The following is a 16,423-nucleotide window of genomic DNA, read 5'->3' on the forward strand; positions in this document are numbered from 1 at the left end:
ATTTCGATAAAGCTGCATTCTGGACATTTTCTTTTTTTGTGTAACTACCATTCCATTTGGGCAACGCCATAGTCCTTTACTGAAGATGCTGTAGAGATGTTGAATCTTATCACACCACTCAAAGTTATACTGAATCCTCCCACCCGCCTAGAGGGTTTTCCAGGGGAGAGCGTTACCCTTGACATTAGTCTGATTAATCAAGGCGAACAGGGAGCCACAATTGATGTGTTTGTCGATCCCACGACTCAAACCCTACTGTCATGGTGTCCATCTGCAAGAAAGCGGGTCGCCCTCGACTCCCAACAAGCTTGTGAAGTCAGCCTGCTCTTTGAGATTCCCTCAGACGCTCTACCAGGAAGTTATCCCTACACGATAGTAGTAGATGCCCCAGAGCATTATCCAGAAGAGACTCCGATTCATTACCCAGGCCGTCTTGAAGTTCTAGTCAAAGAGCAGACTGTTATACGGTCACAAAACCTTACCTTTTCACTTAGCCCAGCAACTAGTCCCGTTCAGCCTTTACTAGTTCAGCCCAACCAGCACCAGAAGCTATCAGTAATCGTGAACAATCACTCCAATCGAGTGGATCGGTTTCGGCTCTATTGTCTTGACTTGGATAAAACGTGGTTCACGATTCAATATCCTTCTAATGAACTGAGTGAGTTAGGTATCGTTTCCAGTACCGATGGTTTGGAGCTTAATCCGGGAGGTCAAGGCGAAATCATTATTGAGTTCCATTATCCAATAAACATGCCTGCTGGTCATTATTCACCGACTCTCCAGCTCACTTCTGATAATGCTCCAGAGCAGGTTTTTTTGGATCTGGTGTATTTAGAGGTAAAGCCAAAATTTAACTTGAGTGTTGAACTGGAGACTATTCTTGGAAAAGTCAGTCACAGTCCAGGACAGTATCGACTCACACTGACAAATCACGGAAATTCAATTCGAGAATTAGCCGTAAGTGCTAGCAGCCGAGATGAAACGGAATTGTGCAACTATGTTTGCAGTCCGTCTTCTGTCAATTTGTTGATTGGGGAAACAGCAACAATTAGTCTAACTGTTTATCCTATACAGAAATGGCGACGTCCCTTCTTTGGGTATGGCTTAGAGCTACCGTTTCAAATCCATCTTCAAGATATTCAAGCATTACCGACGCCAGAAAAGTTACCGATGGGGTTATTAGTCTGGAAAGCACGCCCTTGGTGGCAATTTCTGCTGTTGCTGCTGGCAGGGGTTGGTGCATTGTCGGGACTCGGCTTTTTGATTTGGTTTGTGTTCTTTAAACCCACTCCAGAGCCAATCCTGGCAGAATTCAAACCGGATAGTGCTAGTTATACGGAGGGAGGCAGGGTACGCTTAAACTGGACGATCTCGAATTCAGATAGGCTTGAGCAGCTGGTAATTTCTGCAACCAAAGATCAAATTGCGAGCAGTCCCCAAGTTTACGACTTTCGTCAAGGCTTACCGACAGAACTGAACCGTTATTGCCAAATTCACGATCGCGATCGCAATTTAACTTGTACCAACGTCGATACAGGTGCCCGACTGGCGGGAAAATACACCTTTCAACTTCAGATTAAGGCAAAATCCGCAGAAAAACCTATTCAGCAGAAACTTGATGTCGTAATTCAACCTAAGCCACTGCCTCAGGTGGCAAGCATTACAGCACGCCAGTCTCAACTCGAAAAAGGGAAACCCTTAACTCTTAGTTGGAATATCAAAAATTTTAGCCAACTCGTTCAGCTTCAGGTTATTAGTCAACTCAAAGAGGATAAACCAACGCTCCTCAAGACTTATGATTTTCAAAAACAAATTCCTCCAGAACTAACAAAGCAATGTCAACCTCCAGTCAACGAAACATTGAGTTGTTCCAACGTGGATATAGGGCTTCCAGCTAAACCAGGCGACTATACGATTAGCCTTCAACCTGTGTCTAGTGGAAGTCAAAAACAATCGCCACTCTCTAAAGCAATTCAAGTCCAGTTAAAGGCAACACCCCTTCAAATTATTGACTTTACGCTCAATAATCAAAGTTCAGAAACGAATCCCTCAATGTTCTTAAAAGTTGGACAAGTTGTGACTCTCAACTGGAAGGTACAGGGGGATGGTGCTAAGGTTAAACTCGAACCTTTAGGTGATGTCCCAGCTAGCGGTTCTAGGACACTGAAAGCGACCACAAGTCTTTCTCAAATTGTCCTCACGGCTGAAACCGAACAAGGTCAATCAGTCAAACGTGCGTTTTTGCTCCAAGTTGATACGCCAAAACCGCTTCAGAAGCCGACTAATACAGATTCTTTAAAACTAAAGCTACAGATGACAAAGCAAAATTAGCGAGTTCAACACGAACTTTAGTTGACTTAAAATGTCAGCTTTTTTGATGGCTGAAATTTATCCTTTCTTCTGCCCAGCAGGATTAATGGCTTGATACTAACCTGAGTCCCAGTACACCTGCCAAAATTAAGCCAATGCAAATAAAACGCTTTACTGAAGCAGGTTCACCAAATAAAACTACCCCTAATAAAGCCGTACCCATTGCCCCTATCCCAGTCCAAACGGCGTAAGCAGTACCTACTGGTAATGTGCGTAGTGCTATCGATAAAAAGAAAAAACTCAATATCATACAAACAACTGTGGGAATACTGAAAGCCAGCTTAGTAAAGCCTTGTGAATATTTCAGACCAATTGCCCATGCAATCTCTAACAACCCTGCAACCAATAAATATACCCACGCCATTGTTTATTTTCCTGCACATTGTAGAAATTAAAGCTTTTATCTTCTTAACGATTTTTTCTTATATTAAATATAAAGAAATATTACAGAAGCTGAATGCATGACACAAGACAAGCTATTCCAGACGTTTAAATTTCAACTCGCCACGAAATTCACGCAAAAAGGTTGGGTTTTGCGATCGCAAAATCCAACCTATAATTATCCTTAATATCAATTTCATGTGAAGCTGCACAAAATGATTAACCCTCTATTCTTGGCGTTCTTGGCGGTTCGTTTTTAATTCTATGCATCTTCATAAAGAATTGGTATAAGTCAATACACTTGGTCTAAAATCCAATTTCAATGGTGAAACTGCGAATCTTTCCTGTATCTGCGTCAGCCTGATCTGCAACTTCTAGAGTCCAGGTTCCTTCGGGACTTTTACCTTTTAAAGCAGCAAGTTTAAGGGTATTTATCTCATGATAAGTAGTTTTAATATTATCTGTAGCTCCGCCCTGGCGATCGTGCAGAATTACAGGAAGTACGCCTGTTTGCACTGGGGGAAGGAGAGTAACTATAAGATCCCCAATAAAAGTATGCTCGATGTCTACATTAACTTTGATAGATTTTATCAGGTTAGTACTAGTGATCGCCAACGATAATGTTGATTTTTGTAAGTCGTTAATTGGGACATCTTGCACTGCCTGAAATCTGCTGATGGGTGATGTTTCAGGTGGCTTGGCCAATTCTACAGCTTTCAAAGCATTCATTCGACCGTAACCGTAGAAAGGACTACGACCATTAGTATCATATTTACCTCCAGCTTGATCAATGCGATCGCAAGAGCGTTTAATAATATCTCGCACTTCGTCCCAACGCAGATTTGGGTTTCTAGCAATAATTAGGGCTGCAACACCAGCCGCACCCGGACAAGCACTAGAAGTTCCGCCGAATTGATTCGTGTAGTTACCTGGAACGTCACCCAAATTCCGATTACCAGAATTGTAGCCAACTACACCAGAGCGATCGCTTGTCCAAATTCCAGGGGTTTGAGAACTATCGCCATTATTGCTGGGGAAGGCACACCACACCGCCTGACCAAAGTCACTGTAAGCGCTTCTCGTGCCGTAGTCGTTACAAGCTGCCACAGCAATCACCTTTTGATAGCTGGCGTAGCCATCATTATCGACGCTTTCGTTACCATTACCAGCTGCAAATAAAATTACACAGCCCTTACCGTTACGTCCTTTACTAATTGCAAACTCCATAGCAAGGCGTGTGGAATCAGGCAGAGGTACTTTCTGGTTATGTAGAGGATCGTTTGGCTCATACCAAACACCATCTGCGGGCCCCCAGCTACAAGAAATTACATCAGCACCATTTTGAGCCGCCCAAACAAAAGCATCAGCTTCATCCTGCGACCCCAGCGCCGAAGCTAAACGAATCGGCATCAGCCTTGCACCGGGTGCTACACCAGATGCACCAAAGTTGCCGTTTCCACAAGCTACTCCTGCACAACTTGTCCCGTGGTTATCGTCGTTTCCGGGTCTGGGATTGTCAGTTTTACGTGTGACATCACGCGGGGCAACAATTTTTCCAGAGGAACGGAACTCTTCATGCTCAAGATCCACACCGTCGTCAATAATTGCAATAATCGTCCCAGTGCCATTGCTCAATTTCCAAGCTGCCTCAACGTTGGCATGGGCATTAATTACATTACCATTAATTGTTGTTTGCTTTAAGTGCCACTGTTGCGGAAAAACCTGACGTCGACGTGATTCACGCACTAGTTCAGGATGGCACAGTTCAACTGATTCTTCATTCAAAAGTCTTTCGGCGATGTCAAAGATAGCTATACCAGTATTTGTAGGAGCATTGACAAAATAAGCATTTGGTGCATATTCCAGTTGGCGTTTAATTGTTAAGCCGTAACGTCTTAAGACCTCTTGGCAGACAGTTAACTCTTCTTCATTATTGAATTTAAGGAAAAGGTTTTCGGTGTAAATTATCGGTTGACTGGATGCTGGATCGATCAGAACCCGTCCGGCAAATTGGACTTCAGACTCATTGTTGAGAATATCACGGGCGCGATCGCGCAAAGCCACACCTTCAGTCGGAACTTTCGTTCGCAAAATTTCTACACCTGCTTGCCGAAACCGTGTTGTTAACTCGAATTGATTCAGGATGCTGCGAGCTGTGGGTGATATTGGTGCGACTTCAAAGGGTCTGGCACCAACAAGACCACTGCGGCTTTCGGTACGCACTACAACGTGTTCCTCACTGATAGCAAGTTCATATTGTTGGCCATTCTGCCCACCATAGCGAACTTGAACCATAATTTTATCTCCTGGGATATTTGAAATATTACTATCTTAAAAATTAGGCATTTGGATGGGAAAAACTGCATCATACGTTATGTTCTTGCAGTGTGCGCTTGGGATTTACGTTTAGTTTATGGATGCTTCTGATTTCTTATGTTATATGTGTATTACGGTTTAAAAAGATACAACTCAAACAGAATTTAATTTATCTAAGTTCATACAAGCCTTTGATTCGTCTTTCCAGAAAAAAGGGATTCAAGGTCAATGAAGAGGAAAGGGGGCAGGGGGCAGGGAGCAGGGGGGAGAACCCCATAAATAAATTTAGAGGCAAGAAAACGGACGCATTATTTCTCGTGCTACGCATCGACGCTCGATAGCGTAGCGTTAGCGACGTAGGAGCGTCTGACTCGCTAACGCTGCGCTATCGAAATAAATATTTTTGCCTTTGGGCATAAATAAATTTAGGGGGTTGAAACCCAAATGGCAGGGGAAATGAGCGAATCTTTCTCCTCTGCTCCCCTGCCTCTTTGGTCAGGCTGTTTTAGGAATCTTCAATATGAATAAAGGCGTATAGCTCTGCATTCCGATGGAAGATTTGTATTCCACATCATTGAAAAACGCTATAACATCATTAGAACTTGAAAAAATGTTTTATTTCCCGGCAGAGTATTTTCTACAGGTGTACTCTTTACCCCTGATTCCTGAAGTGAGATTTCAAAAAGATTACTTTTCTGAATATCCTGAACAAATTCGCGTTGGCAGTGATGCCTACGCCGGGCTACGACTACGCAATGTTATATCTTACACTCGTAAGCCTGGATATTATGCAATACATTACAATCAACCCAAGACCATAGTAACAGGAGCAATTTTACAACTTAACGATGGTAAAATAGCAGTTTTTCCAGGTGAACCCAATCAATCAGAACAGGGAACACTAAGTCCAATTTACACATTACAATCAAATGGTTCCCTAGCAGTACCAACCGGACTGGTTTTCATCCGCTTTGCTGAAAGCGTTGATGTGAAGTCGCAACGCGAGGTAATTAATCGAGCCGGTTATGAAATAGTAGAAAGCCTTGACTATGCACCTCATACGGCTTGGTTACGTGCCCAATCAGGTAATATTGTAGATGCGATCGCTAGGATTCCTCAGTTAGAAGCGATACCTAAAGTTGAAAATATCGAACCTCAGATGCTTATGGAAAGAGGCTTGAGACTAGGGTATTGATTTCTTTAGAAATGAGCCTAAGATTTTTCATTAATATATCAATCCTATGCTGATAACAAGAGAGCTAAAAACTGCGGGGATGAAAGCTTTTTGACTCCCTAGTACTGAAAGGCGATCGCAGTGGTCACAATTGCGAGAAACTGAAAACAGATTAATTAGGAGAGGAGAACCTAATGAGTTGGACTAAAGTTCTTGCAGTCGAAGCACTTTCACCAGGTACGCGACAAGTGGTGAAAGTTGGCAACCGGAAAATTCTGGTTTTGAACCACGAAAATCAGCTTTATGCAGTAGATAACAACTGTCCCCACTTAAAATTACCGTTGAAAAGTGGGAAAATCACTGAAGATGGGGCAATAGTTTGTACCTTTCATCGCAGTGCTTTTGATCTGCGTACAGGTGAGGTAAAAGACTGGTGTTCTTGGCCACCTGGTGTAGGTAAAGTACTCTCAATGGTTTCGCCACAAAAAGTATTACCAGTATTTCCTATTCGTGTGGAAGAAGGTAGCATCTGGGTTGATGTTCAAGAGGAATAGCGCTATCTATTTTTTAGGAGTTAATACCAATGCAAAAAAATGCGACAAATAGATCATTTGTAGAGACGCGATTCATCGCGTCTTTACCCAAGGATGTGTTGCAATCATGAATTGAAATGGTATAACCGACAAAAACCCCAGTCGATAAGTTTGGCTGGGGTTTTTCTCAAAATGCAACTATTTCACAGATATAAGAACTATTGAATCAGAGAGAACATTTTCTCAAGTAGCTTAAACGTTTTGTTGTGATGTAATATTGGGTTGTGTATTACCATTGCCAGCTTCTATAGAAGCTGTAGCACTTTGAGAATGGCCTAAATTCACTTTAAATACCTTGTTTTGCTCTTGCTCCAGTTTAGGTAAAGTCAGAATTAAAATGCCATCTTTCATATCTGCCTTAACTTGTTGATTCTGAACTTTGCTTGGTAGAGGAACTACTCTAGTAAAGCTGCCATACCGAAATTCAGAATGAACTTTAGCGTTAGATTCGGAATGTTTTTCGTAACGATGCTCACCAGCAATCGAGACTGCATCTTGAGTAACTTGAACATCTAGGTTTTTAGCGTCCACGCCTGGAATCTCAACTCTTAAGATGAACTCTGAACCATTGTCAGATAATTCAACAGCAGGAACCCACGCTGTTCTTGATGATGCAGAAATATCAGAGTTACCGCGCTCGGCTGCTGTAAGCTCAGAGAACAGTTGATCCATTTGACGACGTAGAATTTCCATTTCACGGAATGGTTCCCAACGAATGAGTGCCATATCTCAATCTCTCCTTAACTTTTTAATTGACTTTTGAGTAATCAAACTTAGTTTTAGAGGAATGTAGAGATTTCAGATATTTAATCAATTATCGAACCTCTACGTTTTGAGAGAGAAGCTTTGTTTGTTTTGTTTCATCTCTCTAGAAACTAATTTAATAAAAGAAAAATCTAAAAAAAGTTGGGTAAACCGTACAGGCATAAGTTGGATTTACCGTATCAAACAAAAAAAGGATGGAAAGATAGAGAATAGTTGATGTCAAAGTATCTTCTTGGCGTAGCAATTGACTTATGCACAAGAACGAACAGCGACTTCTCCATTCATGAGCAGTGAATGCCAAACAAATCGCGGGCAAGCAATGTATAGTTTAAAACAAGCTTCTTCAGTGTCGTGTTCTTGTCGCAGACAGAGCTATTGTATAAACTGTATAGGACTTAGGCAGAAAGGCAGTTACGTTATAAACTTGTGCAAATGGGGAACTCTATGATTAGAGATTGATCGTTTAAATTATTTTTTGTTTGGAATATCCACAAGAGGCGCTTGTTAATGATTAGTATAATTACACCAGTTTATAACGGAGAGAAATTCATAGAATCTTGCATTCAAGTTGTCATTGACCAAAACTGTTTAGAAGTGGAGCATATCATTGTCGATGGAGGTTCAAGCGACAAGACAATAGACATTATTAAGAATAAAGCCAATCAATATCCCCATATCCGATGGGTTAGCGAAAAGGATCGAGGGCAATCTGATGCTCTCAATAAAGGAATTGCTATGGCACAAGGAGAAATTATTGGTGTTTTAAATGTTGATGATTTTTATGAAACAAACGTTCTTAACCGCGTCTGTGAAATTTTCAAAAATTTACCAGAGCCTAGCTTGATTGTTGGTAACTGTAATGTTTGTAATTTGGAAGGTGAACTAACTTTTATTAATAAAGCTAAACAATTAAGGACGATTGATTTATTGTTAGAACGACGAATTAATGACGATGGAATTATCGATGCTTCTTTTCCGTTAAATCCTTCTGCTTACTTTTATCACAAATCATTGCATCAGCAAATCGGACTATACAAAGTAGAAGAACATTATGCAATGGATGTAGATTTCCTTTTGAAAGCGGTTAGATCATCTCATGTTAAGTATTTCAATGAGACTTGGGGTAATTATAGATATTATCCAGGAACCAAAACATTTGATGATTCTGCAAAAGGAATGAGCTTAGTGCGAATGAGGCAATTGTTTAATGATTATATGAAAACATTACCACTAATAGAACAATGGCAAATTTGGTTAGCTCGTAACATTAATTTTAGTTTATTAAAAATATTTTATTTCTCTAAGCATCCAGAACAATTATCTGAATCGATTAAGCAGCGATTAACTAATATCAATTCCTGAAAATCCCAATCCATATATAGAGTTCTTATTTGATTTTGAAAATACACGTAATGGCGCTACAACGCAGCCAAACAAAGAGGGATGCTTACCGTGAGCTACGCTCACGGTAAAAAATACTAGTTTATAATCCAGTTTTTCAGAAAATGCACAAAAGCTGATTTTTAGAGAACACGATAAACTAAGCTAATTGCTTTACTATTAGCTTTTATTGTATCGTCCTGGTGACTATATTCCATTAGAGTTGTATATAGAGGGGTAAGGAGGCGAGCGACGTTCGCCTCCTTACCCCTCCCTTATCATTGTTAACAAGATAATTTTGAGTATTTTAACTGATTGACAAAAAAATTATCTTAACCTCTCACGGATAACAACCTTCTAATTAGCAATCCTAAGCAAAAGTCAGTTTTTTGCTCAAAAAGCTAAGTAAACTTTTGTAACCAAAATCCGATACTCGCGTAAAAAAAGTTGCAGTAACAAGAGAAACAAATAGGGGCTGTATCGAAACTACATAGGTTATGAGTATAAAAAACTCCACCCATAAAAGAATAGAGGCTACCATCGCTTTCAATGAATTCAAGAAAATAAAGTCTGATTTAAAGGATTGAAATGCTTTCATAAATTTGCAGGAAGCGGTAATTCTGATTCGAGCAGCTTAGTGATGAAAATTCATATTTAAAAGCTTATTCAGTAATTGCAGTGACTTGAACTATGTTTATTAGCAACCGCATTTTAGAGCAAAATAATTTTCCAATCAGACTGCTACTAGAAAAAGAGTTACAGCATACTAAGTCCGTAATTGTTGATATGGAAGATGCAGTTTTCTGGGTAAAGCCAAATGCGCGGTTTCTCTACGCTAATGATGCAGCGTGTAATTTGGTGAGATGTTCTCGTGAAGAATTACTCTCTATGACTATGCACGATATCAAACCAGACTTTTCGCCAGCAGTTTGGTCAAAGCATTGGAGAACTATTAAAGAGCAGGGCTACCTATATTTTGAATCTTTATATAGAACTAAAGAAAAGCAGACCTTTCCCGTAGAAATTACTATTATCTATTTGGAATACAACTCTAGCGAATATGGCTGTATCTTTATCCACAATATCAGTCAACGTCAGCAGGCGTCTATTGTTTTACAAAAGGTTAATGAAGTATTAGAGTGCAAAGTGCAACAGCTTATAGCTGAATTAAGAGATGCTAACCAGAAATTATACCGAGAGAAAATTTTGCGCCATCAGGTAGAGACGGCTTTAGAACAAGAAAAACTACTCATTGAACACAAAGCGCACTTTTTCTCTATGCTTTCTCATGAATTTCGCACTCCGTTAAATGTCATCTCACTATCCGCTAGTTTACTGAAACGTCATCTTCATCGGTGGACTGAAGAGAAAAAATTACAATACTTGCAACGCTTGGAAATGGCAGTGCAAGAAATCAGCCAATTGATGGATGAAATTTTTCTCAACGCTAGGCCAGAAACAGAAAAGCTCAAGTTTGAGCCAAAACCACTTAACCCGATCCAATTGTGTACTGACATATTGGCAGAAATGAATTTGAACGAAAGCAACGCCAGTTGCTTGATGCCGGGAGACCCTTTTGAAGTTTTTTCCCGGGAAGAACCACACGACTTGCTACTACCAAAAGAATCCCCCGTTGTGTCTCCCAAAGGAGAAGTTTCGAGTAAAAAAAGCTTCTACTCCAACAATGGACAAAAGAAAAACTTCCCAATATTCGCGTCCCCGGAATCCCCTCACAACGTAGTCACCTTAATTAGCCAACGTGATTGTACAGTCTGTGCAGATCAAAAATTGTTACAGCCTATTCTCAGGAATTTACTCTCAAATGCAGTCAAGTATTCTCCAAGTGGTAGCACGATTGATTTAATAGTTTCTCGCCAGGATGAAGAAGTGATTTTCCAGATTAAAGATCGAGGAATTGGCATTTCTGTAGGAGATCAACAACGACTATTTAAGCCATTTCATCGCGGTACGAATGTCGGTAATATCCCCGGTAATGGATTGGGATTAGCACTTGTCAAAAAGCTTGTAGACCTGCATGGTGGTCAAATTTCAGTTGCCAGCGAGGTTGGGATAGGTACTACATTCACAATTGCCCTACCGGTGCAGTGACAATCTCTGCAACAGGACAGCCAGAAAGTCTATGAAAATTGATAATTCATCTGACGCTTAACATCAAGAGGACACTATGACTAAAATTCTAGTGATTGAAGATGAGCAAGAAAGCCGAGATATATTTTTAGACAGTTTAGAAGCAGAAGGGTTTGAAGCGATCGCTGCGGAAAATGGTCTTGTTGGTATTCAGCAAGCACAAGAACACTTGCCTGATTTAGTGCTTTGCGACATTCTGATGCCAGAACTAGATGGTTATGGTGTCCTGAATACATTGCGCCAAAACCCTTTAACAGCAACAATTCCCTTCATTTTTCTCAGTGCCAAATCTACAAAAACTGAGGTTCGTCAAGGGATGAATTTGGGAGCAGACGATTATCTTACCAAACCCTCGACAGTAGAAGAATTGTTGGAAGCGATCGCTACCCGATTAGAAAAACAAGCAACCATGCGCCAGTGCTATGTTGCTCAGTCCCCACCAGTTCCAGAACTCCAAAGTACTGATGCAGACACATTAGCAAATTCCCAATCACTCTTGCCTACTTGTCCTCAACTTAAAGAGGTTTTCGACTTTATCGAAGCCAATTATTATCAATCCATTACCCTGTGTGACGTAGCCCAAGCAGTAGGTTACTCCGCAGCTTACTTAACCGATTTAGTACGACGCCAGACAGGAAAACCAGTGAATCATTGGATTGTCGAGCGCCGGATGGCAGCAGTGCGTACCTTACTTTTAGAAACTAACCAATCCGCAAATCAGATTGCTGAGGTTGTGGGCTATCAGAATGAGGGTCATTTCTTTCGTCAGTTTCGCCAGTATCACGGGACTACCCCTAAAGCTTGGCGAAAGGCGCAGCAAATCCAGTAGTTAAAAGCTGAACTAGCGCCTCAGTAATCAGAAAACCCGTTTGTTGCTCAAACTAAAGGCTTTGAAGCCCCACTACTGACTGGGTTCACTACAATCTTGAACTTTTGCTAAGGAGTTTCAGGCGCAAAGCAACAATTAAAACACCGACACCTAGCAAGCTTAAAGTTGCAGAAGGTTCGGGGACTGATTTGGGTTCCACACCCAGTGCGACAATAGCCTTGTCTGCCTGGATCAGTCCGAAGCCAAGTCTGGAGTCGAAGCCTAATGAAGGGCTGTCAGCCGTATCTCTTAGAGCATCATAGATTTCAGTAGGTGTTGCGCTTGGATCGCCCTCTAGTAACAGTGCTGCAACTGCGGCTGTGAAAGGAGCCGATGCCGAGGTACCTAAAAAGGTGTAGAAGTCGGGGTTGGCATTAAGAGGAGAACTTCCACCTAAATTGAAGGAAATTGCTAGCCCATCCGGAGCCACAACATCCGGCTTGAAAGAATCCGGGTTGCCTTCTGAAGAAAATGGTTCTAGCTGACCCTGCTTTACAACAACATCGAACGTTTTACTTGAGTAGGATTTTGCGTTCCCGTAGTACACTGCTCCAACGGTCAGCGTATTAGGGTTATTTGGATGCCCATATATTGGAATACCAGGCACTCGGCTATCGGGGGGAAGATAATTATTATCGGCACTAGTGAAGTAAGAAATCCCCCGGTTAACTACTGTGTTAATTGCCTGGTTAATTGGCCCGTCTGGAGGCTCCAAATCTAGTAGGTTTAAAGGTGCATCAGGAGGAGTGATCGGAGGGTAAAAATAGCCCCAATCATCCACAATTATATCTGCACCGGCAGCTGCTAGAGCCTGAATGCCTTGACCAAAGCTATCCGTGTTGCTCAAGCTTGTGTGAAACGCTAAGTTAGCCCCTGGAGCCACAGCATGGATGATCTGTAATAAAGCGCGACCCTCATCCGTGGTACCAGGTTTAGCATAGTCATTTAGCACGTTAACATTAGATGGTAAGTAGCCATCGGCTATATTTGTAGCATAAGTATCCTGGTTGTTAGAGGTATCGAAGGTCTTTGCTGTGGCGAAGCTATCTGATAGTACGCCGATAGTGATTCCAGTGCCATCTAGACCGTAGCGATCGCGCAAAACATCAACCCCTGTAGCTTTGGCTGCTGCTTCAATTGGTAGGGTAAAGGTAGCCGCCTGTACCTTGGCAACAAAGCTCCCAAGTGCAGCAGTTGTCACAATCATCCCTGACGTAACGATTGTTTGCAGGAGTTTCAAATCTCTCGGAAAGGTTTGTACAATCTGTCTAAAATTGCTAAACTTTCCTGATCTGAAGGCAATATTTTTTTTTAGATTCATTGAAAAAAACTTTTACTTCCAAAAGTTACATTGAGAATAAAGAGCAGCTAAACAAGTATACTTAGCTGCTCTTTAGCTTTGGTTATTATTTAGAAGTCTACCAGAGTAGAACTACTACCTAGACTGATGGAGCTATGCTGGGCCTTGGGCACCACCGACAGCTCCAATCCCTGCCTTCTTAGCTAAATCCCCTCCAGAATCGCCATCGACTAACGCAGTTCCTGCTCCAACAATGGCACCTCCAAGAGCACCGAGACCAGCACCTACTGGCCCTCCTGCTGCTCCTGCTACTCCTCCAGAAACTGCTTCTAACTCGGCATCGCTTAGACTGCTACCAATAGCAGCTGCTTCAGTAATTTGATTGAGCAACTGCTGAGATTCTTCTGGAGTGAAATTATATCCTGCCGCTCTTATAGCTACAGCACGTTCCTCATTAGTTTTAGGGCTTTTAAGTTGGCTTCGTAAATTATCATCCGTAATCATTGCATTAAAAAACGCCTTAGCATCTTGGATAGACATATCTTTCTCCTTCAGTAAATAACATTCAGTTTGGTTACAGATTGAGTTGTTAACTCTAAGTTGCATTTTGATCACTGTTCGTGATTCTCAGCAAACTTTGCTCAGACATTTCATCTTTTTATGCTTTAGCAATCAAGTTAGAAGTGCTGAACCTGTAAAAAGACTAACTGAGTTTTGAAGGTAATTACCATACACTATCTTTTGATGGAACTAATAATTTTTTTGATATCAAGGTAAAAAAAATTGTTAGTCTTACATAAATATTATGTATTAAATTTAGCTTTTAGATATCTTAATCTATTAGATATTAATCTAACCTTCAGTTCGCTCAAATAAAAAGTTGATGAATTTAATGAAAAATGCAAATAATTAACTTTAGTCACCGATAGTATTTCGATACAGTAAAATAAAAAATCCAAAGGGAAAATATACCATGATGAACAATTTAATTAATCATAAAAATAAAATTGATGCCCAACAGCAATCTAATGAGTTATCTGATGAAGAGCTTACTTCAGTTTCTGGTGGTATAGAATTAGGCAAAGTAGTAGACGCTGCTAAGGACTTTGTTACTGACGTTTACAAAGAGGGCAAAGACTTAGTTTCTGATATTGGGGAAAACCTTGATAAACATTTCTAAAGGAATTTAATTAAATGTTTTAAAACTCAATGGTTGAATCTTTAAAAACCTGATTGTCAAATAAAGCAAAACAACTTTCAGGCATCTTGATTTTGAGGAATTTTTTTACCAAACTCAAGTCGAGTTAATGGTAATTGGTAATTCAAGCTTCTCTTCTATTGAATGAAGCGATCGCATCCAGTGGTCAGATAGCTGGCAGGATGAACCCAAATCTACTTACGCCCTAGCAAGAGGTGTAATATGAGCAAAACAACAAGTAATTCTGCTGCTTCAGAGAAAGAATCACTTCCCAACCAAGGAATCGACAATGTTTTGGATGCTCGGTTTTCTATCCTATCGGGTTCTGGTTGGCAAAATCGGCAAGCCTTTTTAAAGGTTCTTGTTAAGGCGAAGCAGTCCCTATTTAAACCCTCTGCCTGGTCTATCAGAACGAAACTCTCGGTAGCACTTCTCTGTGTTGCTCTTATACCGATGAGCTTCACCACCTATCACAACCTCCAAGAAAGCCTTAAGAGTGCAGAGGACAGCGAATATCGCAAACTGGAACTCTTAGCCACCAGTAACGCTAGTCGCCTCGACCAGTTAATTATCGATATCCAGCGTGTTGCAGTCCAAGTCAGTACTGATAAGGATGTAGTGGGTTTTCTGTCTGCTACTAATCCTCAGAAGCAAACAGCCTTTCGTTCTTCGATGCAACGAACGCTAAATAATGTCTTTAGCTCTAACCCCGACTATGATGTTGTCTACATTATAGATACAAAGGGGCGCTGTCTTGCTGCTACCGACCCCACATTCATTGCTCAAAACTATGCCTTCCGTGAATACTTCCGCTTTAGCATTCAGGGACGCCCTTACGTTTCCAGCATTATAGTTGGTACAACAAGTGGACGGCCAGGCATCTATTTCTCCAATCCTATACGGTCTGAGAGCGACAAGATTGTCGGTGTGGCGGTCTTAAAAATTAAGGGAGAAGACATCTGGGCGATTGTAAATGCGTTGCAGGCTGGCTCTCAAAGTTATGCCTTCTTGGTTGACGAGCGTGGCGTAATCATTAGCCATCCTGATAAATCGCTGCTTTATCATAGTCTAGTCCGCTTGCCAGCTAACAAACAACAGCAGGGCGAAACCGATAGGCTTTATGGCGTCAAGCAAATCAAAAGCTTGGAAATTCCAGAGTTAGCAGATGCGATTGTTGGAGCTAAACAGACAAGTCACACCAGCTATCATTCCCCAATTGAGCAGACACGCCAGATGATCGGCTTTGCTCCCTTACAAGAGCAACCTTGGGTGTTAGGGGTGAACAAAGCTCACGCACAATTTGATGCTCCCTTGAATGAACTCATTTGGCAGAATAGCTACAGCTTACTGGCAGTAGGAGCGATCGCAACAATCATCGCCTTGATTTTAGCGCAAAGTATCGCCAAACCGATTCGTGCCCTAACAAAAGCAGCACAATCACTGGTAGAGCAGGATGATTTTGAGACTCATCAGCTAGCTAAAGTGTCTGACGCGAATGATGATATTGGTCAACTAGTGCGTGTTTTCCTGCAAATGGCCCAAGAAGTGAAGGCGCGAGAGCAGAAGTTGAAACAGCAGGTGATGGAATTAAACGTTGAAATCGACGAAGCGAAAAAGGTACGTCAGGTAGCTGATATCACACAGACTGATTACTTCCAGCAACTCCAACAAAAAGCCCAAAAAATCAAAGCGCGAACAAGCAAAGATGATGAGACAGAAATCGACTATTTCCAACAGTTACACCAAAAAGCACAAAATCTTAAAGGTCGCGTTGTAAAAGTAGCTGATTGAAGAAATCCCCAAATAGCAACTATATCCAATACTTTTCGGATAAACCCAATAATCTCTCTTTTGGTCTGGGGAAAGGTTAAAGGGCAAAGGGGAAAGGTAAATTCAAACCCTTTCCCTTTCCCCTTTCCCCCTTAACCGA

At 41.3% G+C, this 16,423-nt stretch carries 13 protein-coding genes; 8 read left to right on the top strand and 5 right to left on the bottom strand.

Annotated features, from left to right (window positions below):
- Positions 1–96: 96 nt before the first annotated feature.
- Positions 97–2,331 (top strand): hypothetical protein, encoded by a 2,235-nt coding sequence (locus RMZ43_RS02090; RefSeq protein WP_322655550.1) that lies wholly within the window; start codon positions 97–99, stop codon positions 2,329–2,331.
- Positions 2,332–2,413: 82 nt separating this feature from the next.
- On the opposite strand, the gene sugE is transcribed toward RMZ43_RS02090, so the two are convergent.
- Entirely contained in the window at positions 2,414–2,734 is a 321-nt protein-coding gene (gene sugE / locus RMZ43_RS02095; protein WP_322645941.1) for a quaternary ammonium compound efflux SMR transporter SugE, read from the bottom strand.
- A 323-nt stretch (positions 2,735–3,057) separates the two neighbouring features.
- A complete protein-coding gene (locus tag RMZ43_RS02100; RefSeq protein ID WP_322655551.1) occupies positions 3,058–5,046 on the bottom strand; it encodes a S8 family serine peptidase in 1,989 nt (662 codons plus the stop codon).
- A gap of 631 nt (positions 5,047–5,677) precedes the next feature.
- Between RMZ43_RS02100 and RMZ43_RS02105 the strand changes: the two genes are divergently transcribed.
- Both RMZ43_RS02105 and RMZ43_RS02110 read left to right on the top strand, forming a co-directional pair.
- Positions 5,678–6,262 carry a hypothetical protein gene (locus tag RMZ43_RS02105; protein WP_322655552.1) on the top strand — a complete coding sequence of 195 codons (585 nt, stop codon included), beginning with the start codon at positions 5,678–5,680 and terminating at the stop codon, positions 6,260–6,262.
- A gap of 173 nt (positions 6,263–6,435) precedes the next feature.
- Positions 6,436–6,795 (top strand): Rieske (2Fe-2S) protein, encoded by a 360-nt coding sequence (locus RMZ43_RS02110; RefSeq protein WP_322645944.1) that lies wholly within the window; start codon positions 6,436–6,438, stop codon positions 6,793–6,795.
- A gap of 231 nt (positions 6,796–7,026) precedes the next feature.
- On the opposite strand, the gene RMZ43_RS02115 is transcribed toward RMZ43_RS02110, so the two are convergent.
- Complete coding sequence (locus tag RMZ43_RS02115) at positions 7,027–7,560, bottom strand: Hsp20/alpha crystallin family protein (RefSeq protein WP_322655553.1); 534 nt, start codon at positions 7,558–7,560, stop codon at positions 7,027–7,029.
- A gap of 546 nt (positions 7,561–8,106) precedes the next feature.
- Between RMZ43_RS02115 and RMZ43_RS02120 the strand changes: the two genes are divergently transcribed.
- The 3 genes from RMZ43_RS02120 (at position 8,107) to RMZ43_RS02130 (ending at position 11,956) form a co-directional block, all read left to right on the top strand.
- Positions 8,107–8,961, top strand: coding sequence for a glycosyltransferase family 2 protein (locus RMZ43_RS02120; protein ID WP_322645946.1), 855 nt, complete (start codon positions 8,107–8,109; stop codon positions 8,959–8,961).
- Between the two features lie 708 nt (positions 8,962–9,669).
- On the top strand, positions 9,670–11,088 hold the full coding sequence (locus RMZ43_RS02125; RefSeq protein ID WP_322645947.1) for a sensor histidine kinase: 1,419 nt from the start codon (positions 9,670–9,672) through the stop codon (positions 11,086–11,088).
- Between the two features lie 76 nt (positions 11,089–11,164).
- Positions 11,165–11,956: a response regulator transcription factor gene (locus tag RMZ43_RS02130; RefSeq protein ID WP_322645948.1), complete on the top strand. Its 792-nt coding sequence runs from the start codon at positions 11,165–11,167 to the stop codon at positions 11,954–11,956.
- A gap of 88 nt (positions 11,957–12,044) precedes the next feature.
- Here the strand turns inward: RMZ43_RS02130 and RMZ43_RS02135 are convergent, their stop codons facing one another.
- Together RMZ43_RS02135 and RMZ43_RS02140 are read right to left on the bottom strand one after the other, a co-directional pair.
- Complete coding sequence (locus RMZ43_RS02135; RefSeq protein ID WP_322655554.1) at positions 12,045–13,196, bottom strand: S8 family peptidase; 1,152 nt, start codon at positions 13,194–13,196, stop codon at positions 12,045–12,047.
- A gap of 252 nt (positions 13,197–13,448) precedes the next feature.
- The gene (locus RMZ43_RS02140) at positions 13,449–13,835 is read right to left on the bottom strand and encodes a Nif11-like leader peptide family natural product precursor (protein ID WP_322645950.1); all 387 of its coding nucleotides are present in this window, start codon (positions 13,833–13,835) and stop codon (positions 13,449–13,451) included.
- Positions 13,836–14,268: 433 nt separating this feature from the next.
- On the opposite strand from RMZ43_RS02140, the gene RMZ43_RS02145 reads away from it, so the two are divergent.
- Together RMZ43_RS02145 and RMZ43_RS02150 are read left to right on the top strand one after the other, a co-directional pair.
- A complete protein-coding gene (locus RMZ43_RS02145; protein WP_322655555.1) occupies positions 14,269–14,475 on the top strand; it encodes a bacteriocin in 207 nt (68 codons plus the stop codon).
- Between the two features lie 240 nt (positions 14,476–14,715).
- Entirely contained in the window at positions 14,716–16,284 is a 1,569-nt protein-coding gene (locus RMZ43_RS02150; protein ID WP_322655556.1) for a cache domain-containing protein, read from the top strand.
- The last annotated feature ends 139 nt before the right edge of the window (positions 16,285–16,423 follow it).

Source organism: Nostoc sp. CmiVER01, assembly GCF_034531135.2.
Classification (GTDB): domain Bacteria; phylum Cyanobacteriota; class Cyanobacteriia; order Cyanobacteriales; family Nostocaceae; genus Nostoc.

Bases quoted from the DNA above. Each gene is read 5' to 3' on its own strand.
- RMZ43_RS02150 (WP_322655556.1), top strand. From the start codon at position 14,716: ATGAGCAAAACAACAAGTAATTCTGCTGCTTCAGAGAAAGAATCACTT.
- RMZ43_RS02115 (WP_322655553.1), bottom strand. From the start codon at position 7,560: ATGGCACTCATTCGTTGGGAACCATTCCGTGAAATGGAAATTCTACGT.
- sugE (WP_322645941.1), bottom strand. From the start codon at position 2,734: ATGGCGTGGGTATATTTATTGGTTGCAGGGTTGTTAGAGATTGCATGG.
- RMZ43_RS02140 (WP_322645950.1), bottom strand. From the start codon at position 13,835: ATGTCTATCCAAGATGCTAAGGCGTTTTTTAATGCAATGATTACGGAT.
- RMZ43_RS02125 (WP_322645947.1), top strand. From the start codon at position 9,670: ATGTTTATTAGCAACCGCATTTTAGAGCAAAATAATTTTCCAATCAGA.
- RMZ43_RS02145 (WP_322655555.1), top strand. From the start codon at position 14,269: ATGATGAACAATTTAATTAATCATAAAAATAAAATTGATGCCCAACAG.
- RMZ43_RS02100 (WP_322655551.1), bottom strand. From the start codon at position 5,046: ATGGTTCAAGTTCGCTATGGTGGGCAGAATGGCCAACAATATGAACTT.
- RMZ43_RS02105 (WP_322655552.1), top strand. From the start codon at position 5,678: ATGTTTTATTTCCCGGCAGAGTATTTTCTACAGGTGTACTCTTTACCC.
- RMZ43_RS02130 (WP_322645948.1), top strand. From the start codon at position 11,165: ATGACTAAAATTCTAGTGATTGAAGATGAGCAAGAAAGCCGAGATATA.
- RMZ43_RS02120 (WP_322645946.1), top strand. From the start codon at position 8,107: ATGATTAGTATAATTACACCAGTTTATAACGGAGAGAAATTCATAGAA.
- RMZ43_RS02110 (WP_322645944.1), top strand. From the start codon at position 6,436: ATGAGTTGGACTAAAGTTCTTGCAGTCGAAGCACTTTCACCAGGTACG.
- RMZ43_RS02090 (WP_322655550.1), top strand. From the start codon at position 97: ATGTTGAATCTTATCACACCACTCAAAGTTATACTGAATCCTCCCACC.